This window comes from candidate division KSB1 bacterium (assembly GCA_022566355.1).
Lineage (GTDB): Bacteria > Zhuqueibacterota > JdFR-76 > JdFR-76 > DREG01 > JADFJB01.
Genome location: JADFJB010000023.1, coordinates 16924 through 41659 on the forward strand (window position 1 = coordinate 16924; position 24736 = coordinate 41659).

24 protein-coding genes are annotated in these 24736 nt (G+C 38.4%); 23 read left to right on the top strand and 1 reads right to left on the bottom strand.

From position 1 onward, the window contains the following. The first annotated feature begins 2 nt into the window (after positions 1–2). The 13 genes from IIC38_06240 (at position 3) to IIC38_06300 (ending at position 12197) form a co-directional block, all read left to right on the top strand. The gene (locus tag IIC38_06240) at positions 3–1025 is read left to right on the top strand and encodes a PQQ-like beta-propeller repeat protein (GenBank protein MCH8125545.1); all 1023 of its coding nucleotides are present in this window, start codon (positions 3–5) and stop codon (positions 1023–1025) included. An 85-nt stretch (positions 1026–1110) separates the two neighbouring features. Then, positions 1111–1905, top strand: coding sequence for a PEGA domain-containing protein (locus tag IIC38_06245; protein MCH8125546.1), 795 nt, complete (start codon positions 1111–1113; stop codon positions 1903–1905). A gap of 139 nt (positions 1906–2044) precedes the next feature. Continuing rightward, the gene (locus tag IIC38_06250; GenBank protein MCH8125547.1) at positions 2045–3001 is read left to right on the top strand and encodes a histone deacetylase; all 957 of its coding nucleotides are present in this window, start codon (positions 2045–2047) and stop codon (positions 2999–3001) included. A gap of 44 nt (positions 3002–3045) precedes the next feature. Continuing rightward, on the top strand, positions 3046–3708 hold the full coding sequence (locus IIC38_06255) for a protein-L-isoaspartate(D-aspartate) O-methyltransferase (GenBank protein MCH8125548.1): 663 nt from the start codon (positions 3046–3048) through the stop codon (positions 3706–3708). Positions 3709–3785: 77 nt separating this feature from the next. After that, on the top strand, positions 3786–4517 hold the full coding sequence (locus tag IIC38_06260; protein ID MCH8125549.1) for a PspC domain-containing protein: 732 nt from the start codon (positions 3786–3788) through the stop codon (positions 4515–4517). Then, the gene (locus IIC38_06265; GenBank protein MCH8125550.1) at positions 4514–5041 is read left to right on the top strand and encodes a hypothetical protein; all 528 of its coding nucleotides are present in this window, start codon (positions 4514–4516) and stop codon (positions 5039–5041) included. The genes IIC38_06260 and IIC38_06265 overlap by 4 nt, the downstream gene beginning before the upstream one ends. A 291-nt stretch (positions 5042–5332) precedes the next feature. Further along, positions 5333–5779 (top strand): thioredoxin family protein, encoded by a 447-nt coding sequence (locus IIC38_06270; protein MCH8125551.1) that lies wholly within the window; start codon positions 5333–5335, stop codon positions 5777–5779. Between the two features lie 20 nt (positions 5780–5799). Next, the gene (locus tag IIC38_06275; GenBank protein MCH8125552.1) at positions 5800–6471 is read left to right on the top strand and encodes a 1-acyl-sn-glycerol-3-phosphate acyltransferase; all 672 of its coding nucleotides are present in this window, start codon (positions 5800–5802) and stop codon (positions 6469–6471) included. A gap of 32 nt (positions 6472–6503) precedes the next feature. Beyond that, entirely contained in the window at positions 6504–7247 is a 744-nt protein-coding gene (locus IIC38_06280; GenBank protein ID MCH8125553.1) for an NAD-dependent deacylase, read from the top strand. Positions 7248–7262: 15 nt separating this feature from the next. Beyond that, on the top strand, positions 7263–9656 hold the full coding sequence (locus tag IIC38_06285) for a tetratricopeptide repeat protein (protein MCH8125554.1): 2394 nt from the start codon (positions 7263–7265) through the stop codon (positions 9654–9656). After that, positions 9653–10447 carry a dihydroorotate dehydrogenase electron transfer subunit gene (locus IIC38_06290; GenBank protein ID MCH8125555.1) on the top strand — a complete coding sequence of 265 codons (795 nt, stop codon included), beginning with the start codon at positions 9653–9655 and terminating at the stop codon, positions 10445–10447. Before IIC38_06285 ends, IIC38_06290 begins: the two co-directional genes overlap by 4 nt. Continuing rightward, a complete protein-coding gene (locus tag IIC38_06295) occupies positions 10440–11348 on the top strand; it encodes a dihydroorotate dehydrogenase (protein MCH8125556.1) in 909 nt (302 codons plus the stop codon). The genes IIC38_06290 and IIC38_06295 overlap by 8 nt, the downstream gene beginning before the upstream one ends. Before the next feature lie 12 nt (positions 11349–11360). Beyond that, positions 11361–12197, top strand: coding sequence for a phosphatidate cytidylyltransferase (locus IIC38_06300; GenBank protein MCH8125557.1), 837 nt, complete (start codon positions 11361–11363; stop codon positions 12195–12197). Between the two features lie 429 nt (positions 12198–12626). On the opposite strand, the gene IIC38_06305 is transcribed toward IIC38_06300, so the two are convergent. Further along, positions 12627–12878 carry a hypothetical protein gene (locus IIC38_06305; GenBank protein ID MCH8125558.1) on the bottom strand — a complete coding sequence of 84 codons (252 nt, stop codon included), beginning with the start codon at positions 12876–12878 and terminating at the stop codon, positions 12627–12629. Between the two features lie 514 nt (positions 12879–13392). On the opposite strand from IIC38_06305, the gene IIC38_06310 reads away from it, so the two are divergent. The 10 genes from IIC38_06310 (at position 13393) to IIC38_06355 (ending at position 24415) form a co-directional block, all read left to right on the top strand. Continuing rightward, complete coding sequence (locus tag IIC38_06310) at positions 13393–13593, top strand: cold-shock protein (GenBank protein MCH8125559.1); 201 nt, start codon at positions 13393–13395, stop codon at positions 13591–13593. A gap of 1176 nt (positions 13594–14769) precedes the next feature. Beyond that, positions 14770–15024 carry a DeoR/GlpR transcriptional regulator gene (locus tag IIC38_06315; GenBank protein ID MCH8125560.1) on the top strand — a complete coding sequence of 85 codons (255 nt, stop codon included), beginning with the start codon at positions 14770–14772 and terminating at the stop codon, positions 15022–15024. 2 nt (positions 15025–15026) lie between these two features. Further along, positions 15027–16247, top strand: a complete 1221-nt coding sequence (gene rhaI, locus IIC38_06320; GenBank protein MCH8125561.1) for an L-rhamnose isomerase — start codon at positions 15027–15029, stop codon at positions 16245–16247. 161 nt (positions 16248–16408) lie between these two features. After that, complete coding sequence (locus IIC38_06325) at positions 16409–17800, top strand: rhamnulokinase (GenBank protein MCH8125562.1); 1392 nt, start codon at positions 16409–16411, stop codon at positions 17798–17800. A gap of 80 nt (positions 17801–17880) precedes the next feature. Beyond that, positions 17881–20076: a bifunctional rhamnulose-1-phosphate aldolase/short-chain dehydrogenase gene (locus IIC38_06330; protein ID MCH8125563.1), complete on the top strand. Its 2196-nt coding sequence runs from the start codon at positions 17881–17883 to the stop codon at positions 20074–20076. A gap of 399 nt (positions 20077–20475) precedes the next feature. Beyond that, positions 20476–20805, top strand: a complete 330-nt coding sequence (locus tag IIC38_06335; protein ID MCH8125564.1) for a gamma-glutamylcyclotransferase — start codon at positions 20476–20478, stop codon at positions 20803–20805. Positions 20806–20977: 172 nt separating this feature from the next. Beyond that, positions 20978–21991: an inositol monophosphatase gene (locus tag IIC38_06340; GenBank protein MCH8125565.1), complete on the top strand. Its 1014-nt coding sequence runs from the start codon at positions 20978–20980 to the stop codon at positions 21989–21991. A 290-nt stretch (positions 21992–22281) separates the two neighbouring features. Then, on the top strand, positions 22282–22551 hold the full coding sequence (locus tag IIC38_06345) for a hypothetical protein (protein ID MCH8125566.1): 270 nt from the start codon (positions 22282–22284) through the stop codon (positions 22549–22551). Positions 22552–23463: 912 nt separating this feature from the next. After that, complete coding sequence (locus IIC38_06350) at positions 23464–23655, top strand: hypothetical protein (protein MCH8125567.1); 192 nt, start codon at positions 23464–23466, stop codon at positions 23653–23655. A 241-nt stretch (positions 23656–23896) separates the two neighbouring features. Beyond that, complete coding sequence (locus tag IIC38_06355; protein ID MCH8125568.1) at positions 23897–24415, top strand: Spy/CpxP family protein refolding chaperone; 519 nt, start codon at positions 23897–23899, stop codon at positions 24413–24415. The last annotated feature ends 321 nt before the right edge of the window (positions 24416–24736 follow it).

Here is a 24736-nt window from a genome sequence, read left to right on the forward strand (position 1 = left end):
CCTTGAATAATAATAATAATTTATTCTATCCTGAATTTGAAATCAAGCTGCCATTAGAGTTATTGCATAAATTCGATGTTTCATCTGCACCAAAACAGAAACTAATGCGAGTGGAGCATATTTTATTCGTTCCTACAAAAAACGGGAGGCTCGAGGCTTATGATTTGAAGACTGCCAAACGAATCGGTAAAATGAAAATAACCGGGGGTGTTCATGCAAATATTCTACCATTGGATGAAAATCTATTGATTTCTTTGGAGTTCGGGGAAAAGAGCTTATATGCTTATGATCCCTATCAAAAGCAGAAATTATGGACTGCAGAATTAGGATCTATTAAAGCAATCCCAGTAATTTTTGATGAATGGATATTTGTGGCTTCTTTATATCGAGGAATTTTTTGTATTAATAAATCAAATGGCGAAATTCTCTGGAAAACCGACCTGAAGTCCCAATTACATGCTAATCCATTAGTTATAAATGAAATGCTAATTCTAGGGACAGAATCGGGTGAGTTGGTTGCTCTGTCAACTGATGACGGACAAATTAAATGGAATGTGGATTTCTTAAGTCCGATTCTTACCTCGCCAATTTTAGCAAATAAAAATATTATTGTTTGCACGACCGACGGAACTGTTGTAGCGCTTACTTTTGATGGCGAAATTGTTTGGCAACGAAAATTCGGTTTGGAATTTCGAAGAACACCTTCAGCATCGGATACGAAGTTAATCACAGCAGGACAAGATGGAATTATCAGGGCTTTGGATTTGAAGTCGGGAAGTCTATTATGGCAATATGAAACTCGTGTGGTGATAGGAACCTCTCCTTTGATCACATCTAGCCATGTTATTTTTGGCACTTTAGATAAGAGGCTGATTTTCTTATCTCTTGAAACTGGTGAAGAAGAATGGCAAGTTGAATTGTTTGGAAGAGTACGAACTGATCCGATGATCTACGATAACGGCCTAATTATTGGTTCGGAGAATAAGTTTATTTATGTTTTTAAATCAAGCGAAAACAACGATTAACAGGAACTTAAATTAAGTTTTGAATAGGTTTTTGAAATCATTCCTACTGTTATTCATCATTTTTTTAATTGGGAATTTTGCCTTATTGAGTCGAAGTTCACAAGCACAATCAAATAGTCTTTTGATAATTGATCCTGAACAGGATGTTTTAAATTTTGGTTGGATCAAAATAGAATCAAATTATCAAATCCAACGAATATGGTTAGATTCTCTTGAGGTTGCTGTAGTTGGTCGAAATATTTATAAATTGCCAACCGGCAAACATCAAATATTGGCTATGCCTGCATATTTTGAAAGTTGGATGTTGAGAGAATTTGAAACGGAGATTGAAGTCGCAAAAGGCGACACTTTGGTTTTACTGGTTTCATTCCCTGAATTTAAAATGATTAATTCGGACCCGTTTGGAGCCTTTGTTATTTTAAACGGGTCTATCCGTGGAGAAACTCCAATTTTGATATCTCTAGCCGACTTGAAACAATATTCTCTTACATTGCAAAAACAAGGCTTCCGGGATACTACCTTATATGATTTGGATGCAGGGGTGGGTTCGATATTGATACCACTGGCTCGCGATGAACTGAGTATTCAACAACACCTAAAATTGACTAATATTCAATATCACAAGAAGAGGAAAGATCGGAAAGTTGCGTTATTGACATTCGGATTATCTCTAGTGTCAGGGGTAACAGCGATACTTTTAAAACAAGAGGCAGATAACAATTTTAATCGCTATCGAAAAGCAGGAAATTCGGAGGATATTAAATATCTGTTTGATCAAGCAAAAAAATACGATCGTCTTGCTGCAGGTGCATATATCTTTTTTGAAATAAATTTCGTAACTTCAGCTTATTTCTTATTTCGATCTATCTTGAGGGAATAATTTACATTATTTTAGAGCAATCTAAAATCAGCTTCTGATTTCTTCAAAAAACCTTGTCTTCTCCTAAAGTTTTTCTAAATTACTAGGTATGCATAAACCATAAAACTTTTAGTACTTGGAGTTAACATTGCCCAAAAAGATTGCCTACTTTAGTCATCCGGATTTTGCCAAACACAAAGCTCAGTTCCAACATCCGGAACGTCCGGATCGATTAGTAAGTATTCAAAATTACTTAAACGAGTCAGATGTTTTTGGTCGATTAGAAAAATATGGCTTTGAGTCTGCAGATGAGACCCATATAGCTTTTACCCATTCTTCAGATTATGTCGAGATGATACGTGAACAATGTTTATCTAACGCCACAGTTCTAGATAATGATACGTATATCAACCGGGATTCTTTTTCAGTGGCAAAGCTAGCAGTGGGTGCATGCTTAGCCGCAGGTGCTCTTGTTGCAAAAAACGAAATTGACAAAGCATTCTGCTGTGTCCGTCCTCCGGGCCATCATGCGGAGAAAGAAAAAGCAATGGGGTTTTGTTTATTTAACAATGTGGCTGTTCTTGCCCATTATTTACAGAATCACTATAAATATAAACGTATAGCAATTATTGATTGGGATGTACATCACGGAAATGGTACCCAACATATCTTTTATGAGGATAATTCAGTATTATATTTTTCAGTTCATCAATATCCGCTTTATCCGGGAACCGGGAGCCATGATGAAATTGGGAAAATGTCAGGAACAGGTTTTACAATAAATGCACCTTTACTTGCAGGCTCGGGAGATGAAGAATTTGCCAAGGCAATCAAAGATATTTGTTTGCCTGCACTCAATCAATTTAAACCCGAATTTATCCTTATTTCAGCTGGCTTTGACGCCCATCAAAATGATCCTTTGGCCCAGTGCGAAATGACGTCGAAAGGGTTTAATCATCTGACAAAATTACTTGTTAAAGCCGCAGATCAATTTTGCGAAGGTAAAATGATTTCAGTCCTGGAAGGAGGATATGATTTACAATCAATTTCAGAATCGGTTTACCAACATATCCTTGGTTTGTGTGAGATTACAGATCATAAAGAAAAAAGTAAATAAATTTGAATATAATGGATTCCAAATATTAGCTCGAGAAGATATCGATGATGGCTAAAAGAGGCCAATTCAAAAACCTTAGATGTAACATGGTTTCAAAGCAATTGAAATCACGAGGGATTAATGATCAAAAAATTCTCGATGTTTTCAAAAAGGTTCCCCGGCATCTTTTTGTGAACCAAGACGATAGAGACAAAGCTTATGAGGATTCTCCACTCCCGATTGGATATGACCAAACAATTTCACAACCGTATATTGTTGCTTATATGACGAACCATCTGAATCTCTCCAAAACGGATTATGTCCTGGAAATCGGGACCGGATCGGGGTATCAAACGGCGGTTCTTGCAGAATTAGCCGGACAAGTTTTTTCAATTGAAATTATTCCGGAATTGGCAAACTTTGCAAAGCAGAATTTAGATAAACTAAACTATTGGAATATTCAAGTAAAACTAGGTGATGGATATAATGGCTGGCAGAAAAATGCTCCGTTTGATGCAATTATCTTAACCGCCGCGCCTGCACAAAATATCCCTCAACCCCTTTTAGATCAATTAAAAGATTATGGAAAGTTAATAGCTCCATTAGGTCAAGATCATCAAGAATTGTTATTTATTAGGAAAATTGGTGATCAGTTTGAGCGTAGACGACTTTTGTCTGTTCGGTTTGTACCGATGGTAGGAATTACCCAAGACATATCGAAAGAATAAGAATACGCAACATGAAAAATATCTTTTCGTATCTTTTCGTATCTGGGTTTCAATAATTAAATTTAAGGAGATTTGGTGTGCCAAATAAAGAAAACCCTGGTGAAATAAAAGAAGTAAAACGATTCTACCGGTCGCAAAAGAATAAAGTTTTTGGTGGGGTTTGTGGTGGAATTGCTGAGTATTTCGAAATAGATGTCGCCATCGTTCGTATTTTAGCAGTTTTGCTTGCATTGTTCAATGGTATTGGCTTAATCATCTATTTGGTTGCTCTTTTTGTGGCTCCTTTAAATCCTTCACAAGAAGAATATGCTAAAAGCGATCAATCCGCTGCTAAAAATCAGACATTATGGCTCATCATCGGTGGATTATTAATTTTATGCGGAATAGCATACTTGTTTGACAATTTTAGTATTTTCCCTTATGGCTGGTATAATATGTATCATTGGAATATTGACTGGGATCTTACATGGCCTATCATCTTAGTAGCTGCTGGAGTATTTTATATCATTTACGTATCAAAGAATAAAAAATCTGAGGATGTTAAAACAACAAAGGAGGCAAAAGTGGAAACCAATGGAAAAAAATTAAAAAGATCATTGGTAGATAGAAAATTGGCCGGTGTGTGCGGAGGACTGGCTGATTATTTTAATTTAGATCCTACTATTGTCCGGGTATTGTATGGTGTTGTAACAATTTTGACGAGTATTATTTTCGGAATTATCGTTTATATTATTATGGCGATCGTCGTTCCTGAAGAAGAATTGCAAACCGCAGAGCCCTCTGCGAATAAAGGCGGAGAGAAAAAATGAGCAACGAGAAAAGATCAATTCTTCCTGGCTTAATTTTGGTAGTTATTGGTTGTATCATTTTATTTAATAAGTTTGATTTATTTGATTTTAGATTTAGGGATATTTTCCCATATTTACTTTTGTTTTTAGGATTTTGGTTTCTTTACAGACTCATAGGCCAGGGGCACCGATCCGCAGCTTTTCCTGCGACTTTATTCGTGCTATTCGGAGCTTTCTTGATTATAAGCAGGCATTCTTATTATTTTTGGAGATTCTATGATTTCGGTGATTTTTGGCCTATTGTTTTAGTTATTATCGGGCTGGCTTTTTTAGTACAGTTTTTAGTTAAACCAAAAGATTGGGGTTTGTTAATTCCTTCTTTTATCTTACTTTTTATTGGTTCGTTATTTTTTGCTAACAACATGGGATGGCTCTACATCTATGATCTGGAATATTATATTCAGCTTTACTGGCCTGTTATTTTGATCTTTATTGGAGCAAGTTTGGTGCTTTCTAATTTGAGAAGGAAAGTTAGTTCCGGTTAATACTAGTGCCAGATGTTGAAATGAAAATACAGGGGATAAATAGCTAGATTTCCGAAAAATCTCGTCATTAATTATCTTCAATTCTACCTAGTTTTTATTTTTAGATTTCAATACTAAAATTCCTATTGCGATAATACGAGAATGTATTACTTTTAACGAGTCTAAATAGTTTTCAATACTAGACAACTCGTTAAGACTTATCGGTTTAAAAAAATAGTATAAGAAAGTAGAATTAACGACTGACTGCATTGCATTAGATTAGAACTTAGTAGATATGAGGTAGAAAAGTAATTGATCATTGAAAAAAATTACAAAGGTGAAAGAGTTTTGGTTGGGCAAGCAACCGTTGAAGCAATCCTTGCTAATTTCCAGGATTTTAAAGAGAATTTTGATAGCTATCTTGTGAATTCCAAGTTTTTGAATGAGAAAATATATTTTGATGAGGATATTGAAATATTAACGGTGTTGGGGACATGGTGTAAGGATAGTAGCCGTGAAGTAGCACGGTTTATGAAGATTATCCAAGCCATTGATAACTATAAATGCAAACTAAGATTTTATGGTTTACATCGAAATAAAAAAGACAAAGAAGGATTAGCCATGTTATACAATATTCGTTACTTGCCCACATTTGTAATTTTGAAAAATGGTAAAGAGCTTGGTCGAATTGTTGAAAAGCCTACAAAATTGATAGAAGAAGATCTATTTGATATTTTGAATGCTGCAAATTCAAAATAATATTTTATTCAAAACATAACATGATATTTATTATTTCTTACATTGTCTGTTATTATTTCACGAAAATATGTTTTGCAGGGGAGAGTTATGGACTCGAAAATTATCCTAAAAAAGGACCTTTCATAATAGCCATTAACCACAACAGCAGTTTTGATATTTCTTCAATGGCTATTGGTGTACGATTTATAGCACATGGAATGGGCAAAAAAGAGCTTTTCGAAGTGCCATTTCTGCGATGGTGGCTGAAAAAAATTAATGTCCATCCGATCATCCGGCATGCCTCAGATAAGGAAGGTTTTGACAAAATAATTAATATCTTAAAAAATGGCGGCAAGGTCATTATCGCACCTGAAGGGACTCGTAAATGGAAGAATGGAATCGCACCAAGACCAAAAACTGGGATGGTACGACTTGCACAAACAGTCAATTGTCCAATTGTGCCCCTGGGAATTTCTGGAACTAGAAATATTTTACCTCCAGGTGCATTGTTACCGCGATGGAGTAAAATCGTAGTGCGCGTAGGCACCCCGATTTATTTAGACTCTGTTGAAGTTATTCCCCAGAATTATGAAATACTATTACAGCAAGCATATGAAGTTATGGATAGATTATATGAATTATTGCCAAGTTGGTCTCGACCTGAAAAAAGAGAATTACCACTTAATAGGGTACCGGAGAAATTGGCCAATTAACATACAAAATGATGGAGAATTAAATTCATAGAATTACAGAAACCTTTAAGGTTTCGGAAAAGTTAAAGAAAAAGTTATTTGATGCAAATCACGTAGCGGTTCTTACCGGTGCGGGAATATCCGCCGAAAGCGGTGTACCTACCTTTCGCGGTGAGGATGGTTTATGGAACAAGTTTAAACCGGAAGAGCTGGCTAATTTTGATGCGTTTATTAGAAATCCGGATCTAGTGTGGGAGTGGTACCAGTACCGGCGGCATTTAATCAATGAAGTAACTCCTAATCCCGGTCACCTTGCATTAGTTGAAATGGAAAAACATTATGCGGAGTTTACCTTAATAACACAAAATGTTGATGGATTACATCAAAAAGCAGGAAGTCAAAATATTCATGAATTGCATGGCAATATTTTGAGAAACCTTTGTATAAAGTGCAACACTTTTTATTCGGAGATAAATAATTTATCTGATAACAAAGCGCCAATTTGCCAATGCGGTGGATTAATCCGGCCCGATGTTGTGTGGTTTGGTGAATTTTTATCAGAAACTATTCTTGAAGCTGCCAATAAGGCAGCCAGTTTATGTGATTTATTTTTATCAATTGGCACATCTGCTTTGGTTTATCCTGCAGCTTCCTTACCGGAAGTTGCAAGGTATCATGGCGTATTTGTAGTTGAAATTAATCCAACACCTACTCCGGTTTCAAAAATTGCCGATGAGGTAATTGCAGAGAACTCTGGAATAGTTTTGCCGGAACTATTGAAATATATGAAGAATTAAACCGGAATGGTTTTTATGAAATTAAAAATTTCTTTTTCATTTCCTAATAGGGATTTTAAAGTTGGATTTCTGAGTACATTACTCTCTCTAATGCTAATAATGGGTTGTGGCGCTTATTTTAACACCTATTACAATGCAAAGAAATTTTTTAATCAGGCAGAAAAAAAACGGATTGAGCGAGAGAAAAGTGCACAAGTTTCGGGAAATCAGAACAGAAGGTTGAATAGGTCTAAGATCCCGGAGTATGAAAGAGCGATTGAAAAGGGATCTAAAGTTTTACAATTTCATGCTAAAAGTAAATACGTGGATGATGCGCTTTTTTTAATCGGACGATCCTTTTATCATACCTACGAATATCTTAAAGCCCGTCGTAAGTTCGATGAGTTAATTACAATTTTTCCGGAAGGTAAACTTGCTTCCAAATCAAAATTATGGTTGGGAAAAACCCTCATTGAGCTTAAAGAATACGAAACTGCATTAACCGTTCTGAATGAATTGGTTTCTCAAAAAGTTGATAAAAATATTTCTGGTGAAGCACGGTTTTTACTTGGTGAGTTATATTTCAATAAAGAAGATTATCCTGCTGCAATAAAAGAATTTACAGACACAATTGATAAAGTCAGTAAAAAATCTGACAAAGTCACAGCGCTGTCTAAAGCAAGTGAAGCATACATAAAGCTTCTAGATTACAACAAGGCTGCCCAAGTTTTACGTCGTGCATTGGACTTAAAACCGGAGTTGGAACAGAAGTATTTAGTCGAGTTGACCTATGCAAAAATATTGCGGCAACTTAAGGAATACGATCAAACATTATTGGTTTTTGATGCAATGACCAAAGGAGCGCTTACCCGGAATGAAATGGCCAATGTCAGGCTTGAAATAGCGAACACATACATCGAAAGAGAAGAATGGGACAAAGCTAAGATTACTCTTGAGGAAATAGTTGTGGATTTTCCAAAATCAGAATTTGCCGTCAGCGCACTTTTTGAACTTGGTAAAATGTTTATCAAGAAGGACAATGATTTACAACAGGCAAAGGTTTATTTCGAAGCGGCTAAGAAAAAAAATAAACGAAATGCTGTAACTGATAGTGTTAAGTTATGGCTGAAAAATGTCACCGAGTGGGATCAGATTAAGTTTGAAATTGAAATTTTGGAAACTGCTTATTATTCATTTGATTTTACAAATACTGATACGATAGGTGAATACATTGTAAATGAACAGGATGAATCGGATGAATTTGCATTACAAAAGGCCCTTGCACAAAACCAGGCGCAAGTGAATTCAGACTCGATAAAACAGGATGCCAGTAATGATTCAACGAAGTCTTCGGAGATGGAGGATTTTTTGTCCCAGGAAATTTTATCAAGAATGGATGAAAAAGAAAAAATCAATCAACTGAAAAAGGATGATAAAAATATTAACGTTGTAGAGGGTAGTAAAAAACAAGCGCCAAATACGAATATTGTTAAAAAGAAGAAAGTATCAGTTCCAAAGAATTTTAATCAACTTGAAAATAAATTAATATCAACCCATAACAAATTGGCAGAACTGTTTCTTTTTCAATTCGATCAGCCGGATTCTGCTTTAGGCCATTATGAATTCTTATCGATTAACTTTGATGATAATCAACAAGCGCCTCATTGGTTATTCATGCGTTCATCGTTGCAACAGAGAAAAGGGGCTAAAGATCTTGCCAATTCCCTATTCCAAACTATCATAGATAAATATCCTAATACAAAGTATTCAGATGAAGCCAGCAAGATTCTTGGAAAAGAAGTACCAGAGAAAAAGTTGGATGTAGTTGAATTACTTTTTACCCAGGCTGAAGACCAATTATTCAAAATGAATGATGTGGATTCTTCCTTAAAGTTATATTACCGCATATCGGAAGATTACAAAGAATCTGAATTCGCCCCTAAGGCGGTTTATGCTATTGCATGGATTAATGAATGGAAACTGTCTAATAATGATAAAGCATTGGAAATTTACGAGCAGTTGATAGAACGTTATCCGGATTCTGAGCTGACTAAGCAAGTTAAAATTAAACTTAATGCATTAAAAATAGCTAAAAAAGAAGAAGAAAGAAAACGTAAAGAAGCCGCTGAGCAAATAGCTTCGGAATCTGCAGAAGAAGACACAACCAATTTAAAAATTGAGGGAATTGATTCGGAATCTACTGAAGAGGACACAACCAATTTAAAAATTGAAGAAATTGATTCGGAATCAAAAAAGATAGAAGAATTAGATGATATAGATCCAAGAATAAAAAAAACACGCTTTAAAAATAAAAACGAGGCTGAAAAAAATCCAAAAATAGAAACCGATCCACGAAAAAAGAACTTAAAGAAAAAAGACGATAAAAAATCCAATCCGAAAAAGAAGGTTCAGCCGGAGCAACTTCTTTGAGTAAAAATTATGTCTATCATTCGGAATTAATTGAAAAAGAATGGCTTAACGATTCTTATTTTACTCTTCGTTTTTTTTGTCCGGAAATTGCACAAATTTGTCTACCCGGACAATTTGTTAACCTAAAAATGTCAGATTTGTACGACCCCCTCCTAAGACGGCCAATGAGCATTTACAAATGCAACCGTCAAGAGGGATGGATCGAATTTTTGCTAAAAGTGGTAGGGAAGGGCACTTTGGGATTCTCGACTGTAAAAAAAGGAGAATTTTTTGGTTTATTTGGTCCTTTAGGGAATGGATTTAATAGCAATGAAATTCAAAGCGCTATTCTTATTGGGGGTGGAATTGGAATTGCACCATTAGTGTTTTTGGCTGAGGAGCTGGCTGGAAATGGCATCTCCATAAACTTCATCCAGGGTTTTCGTTCAAAAAATGAATACTGTTGTGGAGATGAAATTATGCCCTTTGTGAACCAACTGTTAATTTCAACTGATGATGGCAGCTTTGGTATTCAAGGTGATGTTGCGCAAGTGCTAAATAAATTGATCGCCGAAAATAGTAGTCTTAAAAATTCGACATTATTGGCTTGCGGACCCAATCAAATGATGGAATCTATCGAAAAAATTTGCTTATCTCAAAATATAAAAGCCCAGTTTTCTGTCGAAACACACATGGCATGCGGCTTCGGAGTTTGTGTCGGTTGTCCCATGCCAAAATCCGACGGATCCGGCTATTATTTGTCATGTATCGACGGTCCTGTTTTTAATTTGGGTGAAATAAAGTTTGAGTAAATTGACTGTTAAACTGGGGCCATTAGAATTAGAAAATCCAATTTTAACCGCTTCAGGGACTTTTGGTTACGGAAAAGAATTTGCAGAATTTATCAATCTTGACAGACTAGGAGGAATCGTTACAAAATCTCTTACTCCCAATCCTCGCCCCGGAAATCCACCTCATCGTGTGGTAGAAGTTACAGGAGCCATGCTCAATTCAATTGGTTTGGCCAACGTTGGCGTAGATTTATTTATTCAGGATAAAATGCCATTTCTCCAAACCTTGGAATGCAAGGTTATCGTCAATATTGCAGGTGAGAGCCTTGATGAATACTTAATTGTCCTCACAAAATTAGAAACTGTTAATAATGGAATTGATGCATATGAAATAAATCTGTCATGTCCAAACGTAAAGGAAGGTGGTAGGACTTTTGGCAAAGATCCCAGACAAGTACATCGAATTACGTCGGCATTACGGGAATTGACGAATAAACCGCTGATTATCAAATTGACTCCGGAAGTATCAGATATCGGTGAATTGGGGCTTGCAGCGCAAGAAGGTGGAGCGGACATCATTTCTGCAATAAACACGTTTATCGGGATGGCAATTAACACAAAAAAAAGAAAAGCGGTTTTGGGAACCATAACCGGTGGATTCTCTGGACCAGCACTAAAGCCGTTAGCTCTAGCAAAGGTCTATGCCCTTAGCCAGGTCGTTTCAATACCCATCATAGGAATCGGAGGTATTTTTACAGTAACCGACGTCGTTGAATTTCTATTGGCGGGGGCCTCTGCGGTTCAAATAGGGACCGCAAATTATATTGAGCCGAAAATCAGCGAAAAACTGGTTGATGATCTACATCAGTATTGCGAAGAAAACAAATTAGAATCTATCACGGAATTAATCGGAACCCTCTAAAAGAAAATCAAAATGGCATTTGCACAGCTTAAATCTCGAGTCCTCGTTACAATTGTCGGGGCGCCTATTGTTTTGTGTTGTGTATATTTTGGAAACTGGCCTTTCCTTATATTCATTGCGGCGATATTTGTCCTATCGTTAAGGGAATTCTTTGAGCTATCTAAAAATAAGGGTGTCGTTCCCAATTTATTAATTTCTATTATAGCCGGTTTGCTACTTTTATATGACATGTATTTTTCTCGCGGCGAATATTTTATACCTATCATCAGTGTTTATCTGGTTCTCATCAGCATTTTACAATTATGGGAAACCAGGGGGTCGCAGATTCAAAATCTCTCCGTTAATTTTTTTGCTGTCGGATATTTAGGAATGCTGCTAAGTTTTTTTGTTGGGATCCGCCAATTACCCCTTGATTTGAATATTGACTATAACCAGGGCGGAATTTGGGCTATTACTATATTGGCGATTTTTTGGATTGGGGATACGATAGCTTATTTTGTAGGAAGCAGCATAGGAAAACATAAATTGGCGACAAGAGTCAGCCCAAAAAAAACAATCGAGGGTGCGATTGCAGGATTTATCTCCATGCTTATGGTGGCGTATTTATCCAAAATGTTATTTTTACCGGAATGGAGTTGGTTAGATGCTACTGTCATCGGTGTAATTTGCGGAACTGTTGGACAAATGAGTGATTTGGTCGAATCGTTATTTAAACGGGATGCTGGTGTAAAAGACACCTCGAATATCCTGCCAGGACATGGTGGTATATTCGATCGCTTTGATGTCCTTTTTCTTGTCTCACCCCTCATTTTCTTTTATTTAAAATACTTTTCCTCGGTAAGCCATTGATAAAAAAATTGCTCGGATGGTTCATAGCATACAGGAAGTGTTGCCGTGGGAGTGGGATATGCTTCCGAAGAAGTGCTCTCTACGAAATTAGGAACTTATATAGCTGGTTGCGATCGGAATTCATAATATCACCGAAGGACTGGCTGTTACCATCCACTTGAGCAAGTATCAAGAAATGTTTATAGCTACTTTTTTCACAAGCTTACCACAGCCAATGGCAGCTATTCCTGCTGGGATTGCTTCCTGGTTTTTTCAAACCGCTCATGACCGTTTTGATGGGGTTTGCAGCAGGAGTTATGATTTTCTTGATTTTACTGGAGCTTATTCCCTATGCATTGGATTTTGAAAAGCCGGTAAAAATAGCCAGGGCATTTACCGTAGGTTTTGCTTGATGTTCTTTATCCAGGTGATGTTGCAATACCTGAAATTTCAACCCGGGAATGGTTCTAATTCTTCCGGGTTTTCTTTCCTGTTCTCCTTTGCCATACTGTCAACCTCAGCGCTGACTTTGTCGAGAAATTCCAGAAATCTATCCGGATTCGTCTGATAATAAGAAAGAATTAGTTCGTATTTTTCTAGGGTAATTTTATTTTTTTTGAGCAATGGAATAAATCTTGAGGTATAATCTTCTTCTCTTGGGTAGAGCGTTTTTATGATCATTATTTCAGCATAAAGCTTCACAAACGATTCCTCATCGACAGGAAGTCCAATTTCAGGGTCTTGACTTTTTTGACAATGGATTAGATTAACGGATAGAAAAACTAAGAATAAAAATATTAATTTTGTTTTATAATTTGACATAATCTTTGAAAAGTTAGTTTATATTATAAATTCAATTTGACTTAAATTAAGGTAAGCTTTTGCGAAAAACCAATCAATCTTAACCCTTGGATTGTGAATATTTCAGAGAACCTAGAACATAACAATAATTAAATATTTCAGTTGTTGAATTTTATTGAAATTAATAGTTGCTTTTTTATTGAATTAAATATAAGTTAAGCGCCTAAGTAATATGTACACCTGTTTTATGCTTTTATATGTTCAAATCTAATAATGCCCTTTTAATAAGCTTCACATATAGAATATAATCAAAATTCATATATATTGGTAAATGGCAAATCTGATGGATCATGGGATGTAAAAGTTGTAGACTTAGTTGTACAAGTCAAAATAAATTAATGTAAGGATTTAGTATATGGAAACAGGAACAGTAAAATGGTTCAATAGCTCTAAGGGTTATGGATTCATCAATCGAGAAGAGGGCGAAGACGTATTTGTCCATTTTAATGCCATCGTAAGTGAGGGTTATAAATCATTGGAAGAGGGAGACAAAGTCCAGTTTGATGTCGAACGTGGACCTAAAGGCTTACAAGCAACTAACGTTTCAAAAGTATAGTTAAAAGAATTTCTTTTATACCCCCTGGTTGGATATCAGCCAGGGGTTTTATTATTTGGATCAATGCTTCCTTCTGATAATTCTGCAAAGTGGGAATACCCGGGGTTATGTATACCCTCAATATTATAATTCCTTCCACACAATGAGATTGATGATTTAAAGCCTATGTCGTATTCAGTTAGTAAATAAAAAGTTATACCATAACCTCGACATGAAGAGGTTGTGTAAAAATGCAATATCATCACAAAAGCACAATAACGTTCAACTTTTTGTCTCATTAATATAGGCAGAGAGGGTCATGATATTGGAATTATCCTGAAGCTAAAAAAAGTAGAGGAGATTGTCCAAACTACAAAGATGAATGTTATTTGATTCTAGTTATTTGAAGGCACCCTTATTTACTTCCTGACTTATTTTTATTTTCCCGAACAATCCCCGAAAAACCTCAGATCGACAGATGTGTTTAATCCAATATAAAATATACTCGCATTTTTTGTTGCTTATCACATCAACAAGTCGGCACATTAGCAATCCCTTTTCGTAACAACCACACAAATAATTCCGATCCCGAGAAACGTTGAGGGGATGAATATATCCGAGAGTATTTTTTCTCATCAGTGAAAAGCAGATAGTGAATATTTTGCGGCAATACATAAAATATTATAACTCAAACGCCACATTAAGGGATAGCTTAGAGGATTCATTGGGTTACAAATCCCAGAGTAATGGGATAGTTAAAAGAATTTCTATTTTGGGTGGTTTATGCAACCATTGTATAAGGGATGCGGCGTGATGGATAGAATTTATCCCCTCATCGGATCCACTTGATTACAAAGTTCCTTGCAACTTTTTACTAATGGGCAATAACTGATTTAGTCATATAATATAATGATAAAAATATAAAAAGTTTACTTTCGCGCGCTGCTAGATTAACTTTTTTTCATCAGTAATACCTTTAATATATTTAGGACCATTAGAAACTATAATCTCTACAAAAAAATTAAAAATTATTTTGATTAAGTTAAATATGGCAATGAAAATGAGCCTCTCAAGGCTGCTCATTTTCATCTTGCACTCAACCTGTAAGTAATTGTAAATATTTAAAAACAATAGAAAAAAGTATTTCCTTTGATTATAATTCATAAAGCAAGAAAATAGATTCATGAGACGTTGACCATGATACTGAATGAACGTCAAGATACCTATATGATGGAAGTGGATATTAAAAAAGCCATTATTAAACGTTCCAAAGAATTAATTGCTGTTGTTGACGGCAGTAAATTTAGTCAGGTCGGCCTGGCATCCTTTGCCTTTCCAGAAAGAATTAATCCCATCGTTACCGATGTGAGTACAACCAGGGAAGCAGTAAAAGCTTTCCGGAAAAAAGGCATTGAAGTTTTAATTTCCCAAACACAAAGCCGGCAAGATTAATTATGGAAACTTCGGACAATTACCGCTATTTGCAAGAAGACCTTGCGAAAAGTGGATTAGACATTGAAATTATAAAGAGCAAACTGAAAGCTCAGCTAATCGAAACCCCGAGCTGGGGATACGGAAACAGCGGCACCCGGTTCAAGACTTTCGCCTGGCCTGGAGCCGCACGAAATATCTATGAAAAAATAGTTGATGCGGCATACGTGCACAAGCTCACTGGAATAGCGCCCTCAATTGCCCTTCATATTCCATGGGATAAAACGGATGACTGGCAGTTCCTGGGTAAATTTGCCAGGGAAAAGGGATTAAACATCGGGGCGATCAATCCCAATGTGTTTCAAGATGACCAATACAAGCTGGGGTCACTGTGCAGTCCTTTTGCCAAGTCGCGTGAACATGCCGTTGCCCACATGGTGGAATGCTGCGACATCATGAAAGCAACCGGCAGTGATATTTTAAGCATCTGGCTGGCGGATGGGACCAACTATGCCGGGCAAGATGACCTTTCCCTTCGTAAAGAGCGACTGGAAGAAGGGCTGCGAACCATCTATGCAAACCTGCCCACAAATAGCCGCATGCTCATTGAATATAAATTTTTTGAACCGGCGTTCTACCATAGCGATCTTGCCGACTGGGGTATGGCCTATGTGATGGCCTGTAAATGCGGTAAGCAAGCAGAAGTCCTTGTCGATACCGGTCATCATGCCCAGGGCACCAATATTGGCCATATTGTTGCCTTTTTATTGAGCGAAGGGAAACTAGGTGGTTTTCATTTCAACGCCCGGAAATATGCTGACGACGATCTTATTGTGGGCACACAGAATCCTTACGAGCTCTTTGACATATTTACACAATTGGTTGTCAATGAACAGCGTGCGGCAAGCATAGCCTACATGATCGATCAAAGCCACAATATTGAACCAAAACTGGAAGCGATGATTTACAGTATTATGAACTGCCAACAGGCATACGCCAAAGCGCTCATTGTCAATTACACTGCCTTGCGTGCTGCTCAGGAATCTGGCGATGTTCTGGGTGCCCATCGCTTACATACAGAAGCTTTTGAAACGGATGTGCGCCCCCTGTTAGCTCAGGTAAGAATAGAGATGGGATTGCATCCCGATCCGATTGAGGCTTATCGCATGGATGATTATGAAGACAAAATTACTCGAGAACGCGGTACGGAAACTGGCAGCGGTGGGTATCCGACAGACCGCTAACGTCATATCTTTGTTTCGGACCACTCACTCACTCACTCAAGTTTCTTGAAAGTTACAAATGTTAAATCACTAAATTCCGTTTCCAAAACACACTGAAATAACACACATTGAAAGCAATTTCTGTTCTAGGTATAGACCTTGGCGCTAAGTCTGGTCGGGTGATGGCTGTTCATTTAAACGATAATGGACTGGAACTCTCCTCGGTGCATCGTTTTTTAAACCGCCCGATTATGATCCGCAATACTTTGCATTGGAATATTTTACAGCTCTGGCAGGATATCCAGGACGGCATTGATAAAGCAAAAGACCTGTCCTCCGCCAGCATCGGGGTAGACACGTGGGGTGTAGATTTTGCTCTTCTGGACAATCACGATCAGCTGTTGGGTATTCCAGTGCATTACCGCGATCATCGCACCGATGGCATAATGGAAAAAGCCTTCCGGAAGGTATCCCGGGAAGAAATTTTCCAACAAACGGGTATTCAGTTCATGCCTATCAATACCATTTATCAGTTGTATAGCATGGTCTTGAATGGATCAGCGTCACTTCGGCTTGCTCACACCTTTCTTACCATACCGGATTTGTTGAATTTTTGGCTAACGGGTGTAAAAACCTGTGAATTTACCAATGCCACCACCACCCAGCTATATAATCCGACAGTTGGTAACTGGGCAAAACCCGTCCTTGACAAGTTGGCCATATCTGAAACGATTTTCCCATCCATTACATTGCCGGGCACTCGACTCGGTAAATATCATGGTATACCCGTAATTGCCCCGGCCTGTCATGATACTGGTAGCGCGGTCGCTGCCATTCCGGCTAAAAATCCGGATTATGCTTATATCAGCAGTGGTACCTGGAGCCTTGTGGGTATCGAAATCGAAAACCCGATTATCAGTCCAGAAGCACTTGAGGCGAACTTGACCAATGAGGGTGGTGTAGAAAATACGTTTCGGTTGTTAAAAAATGTAATGGGATTGTGGATTTTCCAACAATGTCGCAATACTTTTACAAAAAAAGGTAAGTTACTAAGTTATCAACAACTTATGGCTTTAGCAAGCCAGGCGCTGCCATTACAACATTTCATCAACCCCAATGACCTGATGTTTTTACCACCCGGGGATCACCCTCAACTCATTCAGAGCTTCTGCAAGGAAACCGGGCAGTCGATTCCCGAAAACGAAGGAGCCATTATCCGCTGCGTTCTGGAAAGCCTGGCATTCTCCTATAGGAAGGTTTTAACGGATATACTGCAGATATCCGGACGTGAAGTAAACATCATTCACATTGTAGGGGGAGGATCAAAAAACGTACTGCTCTGCCAGATGACCGCTAATGTCACGCATTTGCCGGTGGTTGCCGGGCCCGATGAAGCAACAGTGCTTGGCAATGCCTTGACGCAACTCATTGCGTTGGGTGAAATTAGTAACATTCATGAAGCGCGACAGTTGATTGCAAAAATGGGCGTTTTGAAGCATTACTTTAGTCATGACCATGACCAATGGGATAAGGCCTATGAGAGGTTTTTAAAAATTATTGCCAAACATAAGTAAATTAAAAGCCAAGTCGGAAAAAAGTGAAGCAATGTTGTTTGGGATCAAATGTGACTTATCTATACAATTTGGAGTGTGAAATGTCAAACTTTAATAGAAACGATTTCCAACATGTGAATTACGCCTGGGATGACTCCCGGGTAGAGGCGCTAGATGCGGTTGAACATCTGGTTTATCGCTCAAACATTCTGGGCGACGACCTGCGAATTACCAATACTTGTGGCGGTAACACCTCATCAAAAATTTCCATGAAAGATCCTCTTACCGGTGAAGAGATCGAAGTGTTATGGGTAAAGGGTTCCGGGGGAGATTTACGTACGTCTACCAAGGCGAATTTTGCTTCTCTTTACCTTAGTAAATTAAAGAACCTGAAAAGAATCTATGATCAGGCTGCGGTTAAAGGTGTCAAAAGTCCCATTGAGGATCAGATGGTGGCCATTTATCCGCATACGGTTTTCAACCTGAATCCCCGCGCCAGTTCTATTGATACGCCTTTGCACGCCTTTGTTCCTTTTAAGCATGTCGATCACATGCACCCAAACTCCGTCATTGCCGTTGCCGCCTCCCGTGATGGGAAGCAATTAACACGGGAAATATACGGCGATGCAGTTGGCTGGATTGACTGGCAGCGTCCTGGCTTTGACCTGGGTATAAAGATCGAAGCGGCGTGTCGAGAGAATCCGCAACTGAAGGGTTTGGTAATGGGGCAGCACGGCCTGATCAACTGGTCCGATGACCATAAAGAATGCTATGAACTGACCCTGGAACTGATCGAAATAGCGGCTCGGTACATCGAAGCCAATGACAGGGGAGAACAGACGTTTGGCGGTCAAAAATACCCTGTATTAAATAGCACAACGAGAGAAGATTTATTATTCAAATTGTTACCTCGTTTGCGCGGAATGGTGTCACAGGAGCAAAAGTTTATTTCTACGGTCCAATCGGATGATGCCATTTTGCAGTTTGTTAATAGTAACGATGCGGAAAGGCTTGCGGAAATTGGTACCTCATGCCCGGATCATTTTTTACGCACAAAAATTAAACCGTTATATATCGACTGGAACCCCGCAACTGAGAATGTTGACGAGCTGTTAAAGCAATTCCATACCGGTTTAGTTCGTTATCGGGAAGATTATATTGCATACTATAAAGCCTGCAAGTATCCCGACTCTCCCCTGATGCGAAATCCCAACCCCACCGTGATACTAATCCCTGGGTTGGGCATGATCACCTGGGGAAAGAACAAAAGTGAGTCACGGGTGACGGCCGAATTTTACAATTGCGCCGTGGAAGTCATGCGTGGCGCGGAAGCGATTAGCGAATACGTTGCTTTACCACGACAGGAAGCTTTTGACATCGAATACTGGCTACTCGAAGAAGCCAAATTGAAACGGATGCCCCCGGCAAAAGAATTTGCGCACGATGTTGTTGTGGTTATCGGGGCCGGAAGTGGTATAGGCAATGCCACCGCGAATTGCGTTGCCAAATACGGCGCACATGTGGTCTGTGCAGATCTGGATGGTGATGCAGCCGTGCAAACAGCAAAAGAACTCACCGATATTTACGGATTGGGCATTGGAGTTGCGGGTAGCGGGATTTCCACCTGCGGACCAGCCATTGGTTTATCCGTAGATATCACAAACCGGGAAAGTATCCGGAAACTGTTTAAGGATACGATACTTGCTTATGGCGGCATCGATCATGTGATTATCACTGCGGGCATTTTTGTACCACCCTCAAACGAAGGCAGCATACCAGATGAGATGTGGGGTAAAACCTTTGACGTCAACGTAATCGGTTGTTATTTCGTTGCCGATGAAGCCCAGAAAATCTGGAATTCACAAAGATTGAAAGGCAGCATGGTAATTACTACCAGCGTTAATGCCGCCATTTCTAAAGAAGGATCTATTGCCTACGATGTCAGCAAAGCGGCAGCCAACCATCTGGTGCGAGAATTGGCTATTGAAATGGCGCCCAATATTCGGGTCAACGGACTTGCGCCGGCAACTGTCCTACATGGTAGCAATATGTTTCCCCGTGATCGTGTTATCAGTTCTTTGGTAAAATATGAAATTCCATTTTCAGAAACGGAATCCACTGAAACACTGCGCGACAAGTTGGCCAAATATTATGCTCAACGAACCCTAATTAAATCACCGGTCACAATGGAAGATCAGGCAGAAGTAGCCTGTCTGTTAATCAGCAATAAATTCAGTAAAACCACCGGTCAGATTATTAGCGTGGATGGGGGCTTGCATGAGGCGTTTTTAAGGTAGTAATGTAATGCCAGGATAAAATTTATCCGAAAAATTGCCGGTTTCACTGATCAATTTCCCGAACAGCAAACCTGTACCACAATCTGAAAAATTATCTATCCATCCAAATCTCCAAACAAAGTCAAGAAAATCATTGATTTTGAATTTTTCAACTAATACTATCCAATATCGTTTACCCTGTGAGATAAATGCACGATTTCTTAGAAATAATTGGAACCAAGAGAGAACTTCAACATGATGATAAATTTTCCATCTACATTATCTCACAGGCAAACTATCTGCTGAGGAGAACCGATAATGATTGGCAAGACAATTTCACAATATTAGATTTTAGAAAAACTTGGCGAAGGCGGCGTTAGTTAGTGAAGTCTATAAAGCGTATAATAATGAACTAAGATGATTCAACGATTATTTGTATACGGAACCTTGGCGCCAGGAAAGCCGAATGAGCATTTGCTGGAAGAAATCGGTGGTTCCTGGCAAAAAGCCTCGGTGAGGGGAACGCTGATTCCAGAGGGTTGGGGCGCAACGTTAGGTTATCCCGCGATAGTGCTTGATAAGTTAGGTGACGAAGTTGATGGCTTTCTGTTCAGTTCGAATAAACTCTCGACGCAATGGGCGAGCCTCGATGAGTTTGAGGGTGAATGCTATGAGCGGGTCTTAACAACGGCAATACTCAGCGACAAGAGCACGGTAGAGGCGTACGTATATACACTTAAACGCAAGTAGCCAGATAATCGCCCTTCATTGGGGGGCTGTTAGTTAAATAAAAACACCCTTCAAAAAACAATTTTTTTCCAATCCTTTCTGTATCCACTTTAAAACAACTTGATTTATTGATTATGAATTCTATTTTATTGCTTATCTTCAAACTATTCAATAACTAGGTTAATCCAAATCAATGCCTCTTAATTTCGAGCAATTTCTCACACCCATTCGAAAACTTCATGAGATTATCCGGGATAAAGTCGTTGAATCTTGTGAAGAAAATTCAATGGATGAATTATCAAAAGTCGCCCGGGAAACCACAGCGGATACGATTTATACAATCGATAAAATCAGTGAAGAGTTAATCATTGATTACCTGGATAAAGAAATCGCTAAAAGTTTTCCACTCATACTGATTGCGGAAGGACTCCCTGGTGGAAAAATAACTTTACCTGATAGCAGTTCCGAAGAAGAGGCAGTCCTGAGAATCATCATAGACCCCATTGATGGCACACGCGGCTTAATGTACCAAAAGAGAAGCGCTTGGATTTTAACCGGGCTTGCTCCAAACAAGGGGAATTCAACCAAACTTTCGGATATTGAATTTGCAATTCAAACGGAAATTCCAATGATTAAACAGCATTTATCTGATAGGATATGGGCTTTCAAAGGCCGGGAAGCGCATGCTGAACGGGTTAACCGATTGACCGGAGAAGTTTGTTCTATTAAATTCGCACCTTCAAAGGCACCAACGATTAAACATGGATTTGCAACCATTTCGCGTTTTATTCCTGGGGCACGGGATATTCTTTCCACTATTGATGAGGAAATAACCAGGAAAGCTTTAGGACCCATCCATAAAGGCAAAGCTCTTTGTTTTGAAGACCAATACATCTGCACCGGCGGACAGTTTTATGAATTAATGGCCGGCCATGATCGATTTATTGCAGATTTTCGGCCACTCATAGAACCAATTTTAGCTGACAAGGGATCAGCTCTCGGATTATGCTGCCATCCATACGATGTTTGTACAGAACTTATTGCACGAGAATTAGGAGTAATCATTACAGACGAAAACGGCAATCAATTAAGCTCGAATTTAAGTGTAGATGAAAATGTCACCTGGATCGGTTATGCAAACAAGTCTATCCAATCTCAAATTGAACCTCATTTGCGAAATGCTTTTAAAAAATATTTGGGAAAATAAATTAACTTGCATAATTTATAGACACAAGGCACAAAGTATTGAAAAAAAGGAAGAAAATAAATAAAATTTAACTTTTATCATTTTATCATTATATTGCGAAACTTCTAGTTTTAAGATTAAGCAATTTATTTTGTGAGTTCCAGTAACCGCAACTTAACTAAAGAGGTAAGCTATGAAATCCTGGCGCAAAGTTGTCCTTTTTGGTTTTTTGGTTTGGTTGATACCATTCATCGTAGCTATTGCTATATTTTTCATTCATGATTCCAACAGAGCTTTGGTTTGAATCGATTATGGCTGTCACAGTAACCTGTAGTGCAATGATACTAGGGCTAAACTACATGAAATCCATTCAATCGAATTTTCTCAGGGAAGGGGCGTTGCTTGGAGTAATTTGGTTTTTGATCAGTATTTTAATTGATGCCCCAATGATGTTGTTTGGCGGGCCCATGTTAATGACATTTGGCGAGTATATGTCGGATATTGGTATCACATACCTGATTATACCAGTAGTGACCATGGGAATCGGTATGGCACAATCCAGGGGCTATGAGAATAAATGATATGATCATCCAAAGTTGAAAGAATATACAAACATGCAAATTTAGTTTGTGGGTTTGAATGTTATTGATGACTGCGGGTGAGATTATCGACCGCTGTGAATTTTACCTGGAGTTGGATATTTTGACGCCTGAAAAACAGATGGCAATTGATCTTAATATTGTAATAAAGCAACTATTAGGATAGAATATTGAATAATTAGGAGATTGGAAATCAAAGATCTTACTGAGAATCGAAATCAAATAAAAAATAATCAAACTTGAATATTCAGACGCAAGGCTAAAACCGTAGATTCATCGTTTCAGCAATGGGTTTACCAAGAGACTGGTTAAATCCTGGATCAAACTTGATCGCCTCGTGAAATTCCTTGAACGCCTTTAACGAAACAACTGGCTGATTGCATCTAGCATAGATTAGTATCGAGACAGCTAATTTCTACATCCAAAATCGCAGTTTGCTCTCTGCGACTTCGCGCGAGATTTTGCATTATTGAATTGAATTACTCAAAAACTAATGATTTGAACCATTCTCGCGTGACTCCTGCAATTGCAATCAAGATGGCTTGAATTTCGCAGAATTCAACCCTCTGAAACGCTCCTTTTCTTTAGACTTTATAGGTTGCCCCACATGGCTCGAAGATTAGAACGCCCTTGCCATGTGAGGCTATTTCCACTATGTCAATTGGATTTGCTAACCACCAATCAGTCCCCGGAAATCACTCCATCAATCACGCCATGTTCCACCTGTCGGCATGAAGGAACAGGGATTTGCACAAGCCTACAGCAATCGAACTTAAAGAAGAGATTTATTCGGTACTTCGTGTTTTCGGGTGCGCCCTCGGATTGTGGATTAATCTAAAACGGCTCCTGCGGAATTGAGATAGTATTGTGTGGGTAAGTGCTTGCATCGGGGAGATGAGTAAGAAGAGCATGTTGGCGATATTGGAGATGGATAAACCCGGCGGCATCGAACATTTGCCTTTTGAGTGGCAAGAGATACCCGGCGAGATTAGGATGAACAAACAACCAAAGCCACCTATAGTAAATTACTTGATCCGGTATCCTTGGTTGGTACTCAAGCCGCTTTCCCACGATATTTCGAAATGATAAATCTTAACAGGAAATCTTTCCATTTGATATTCCAATTTTGGATAATTTAGGGGTTTTACTACGAATTCTATCCCTCTTTCTTATAGCTTTAACCCTGCAAAACGGTTTTAGTCACATTTATTTGAAAGTTTTAAAGTCCCTGGTTGTATAATAGTTGCGGCCGTTAGAAATGAATGGAGAAAATCTAAATGAGCAAAACAAAAATAGAACCAATCACACAAAATGAAAGGACATAACTATGAAACGCTTAACCATAATCATATTTGGTGTTTGCTTAATTTTTTGTGCGAGTTTAAGCAATGCACAACCGCGGCATCGTCAAGCGCAACAAGGTGAAATGAAACAAAGGGGAGCACGGCTCATGGAAGGGCTCGATCTTAGCAATGAGCAAAAGGAACAAATCCATCAGCTTCGCATGGACAACAAAAAAAAGAGCATCGAGACAAATGCCAAGCTGAAAATAGCCCGAATTGAACTACACGAGCTTGTGGCCGGGGATGAACCGGACCAGAAAAAGGTTGATGCGAAAATTTCGATGTTAGGCAAATTGCAGGCAGAAAGAATGGCGCAACAAATTAATACCACTCTGGCCATCAAAAAAGTATTGACTCCTGAACAACGTGAAAAAGCAAAGGAGTTACGCCATTTCCAGGGAGAAAAAAGGAAACGCGGCGATGCCAGGATGAAGAAAAACCGACAAGGTAGATTCGGAAAACGCCAGGGAATGCGCGAGTTTCGTGAAGGAGCCGAATTGTAAGAAAGGATTCATTGATTTGCTCATAGGTTATTTTTGAAATTGCTCCGTTTATTTAAGGTTGAACGGAGCAATTTTTTTAATGAATATTGCCCCCCCCCTTTTGAAAGGTATTTTTAAATAAAAAATGTAATCATATTAATATCAAATGCCCGGTGCCATTTATTGGAATCGAAGGCAATCAAATTTTAATATATTTTTAAAATATAGACGGGGAAATTATTTTAGATAAATTTAACAAACCTTTATGCATTTAACCCATTTCAAATTTTAAAAAAAGTCTTGCATTTTTAAAACAAACCCCTTAATTGCCTCTTTTATGGT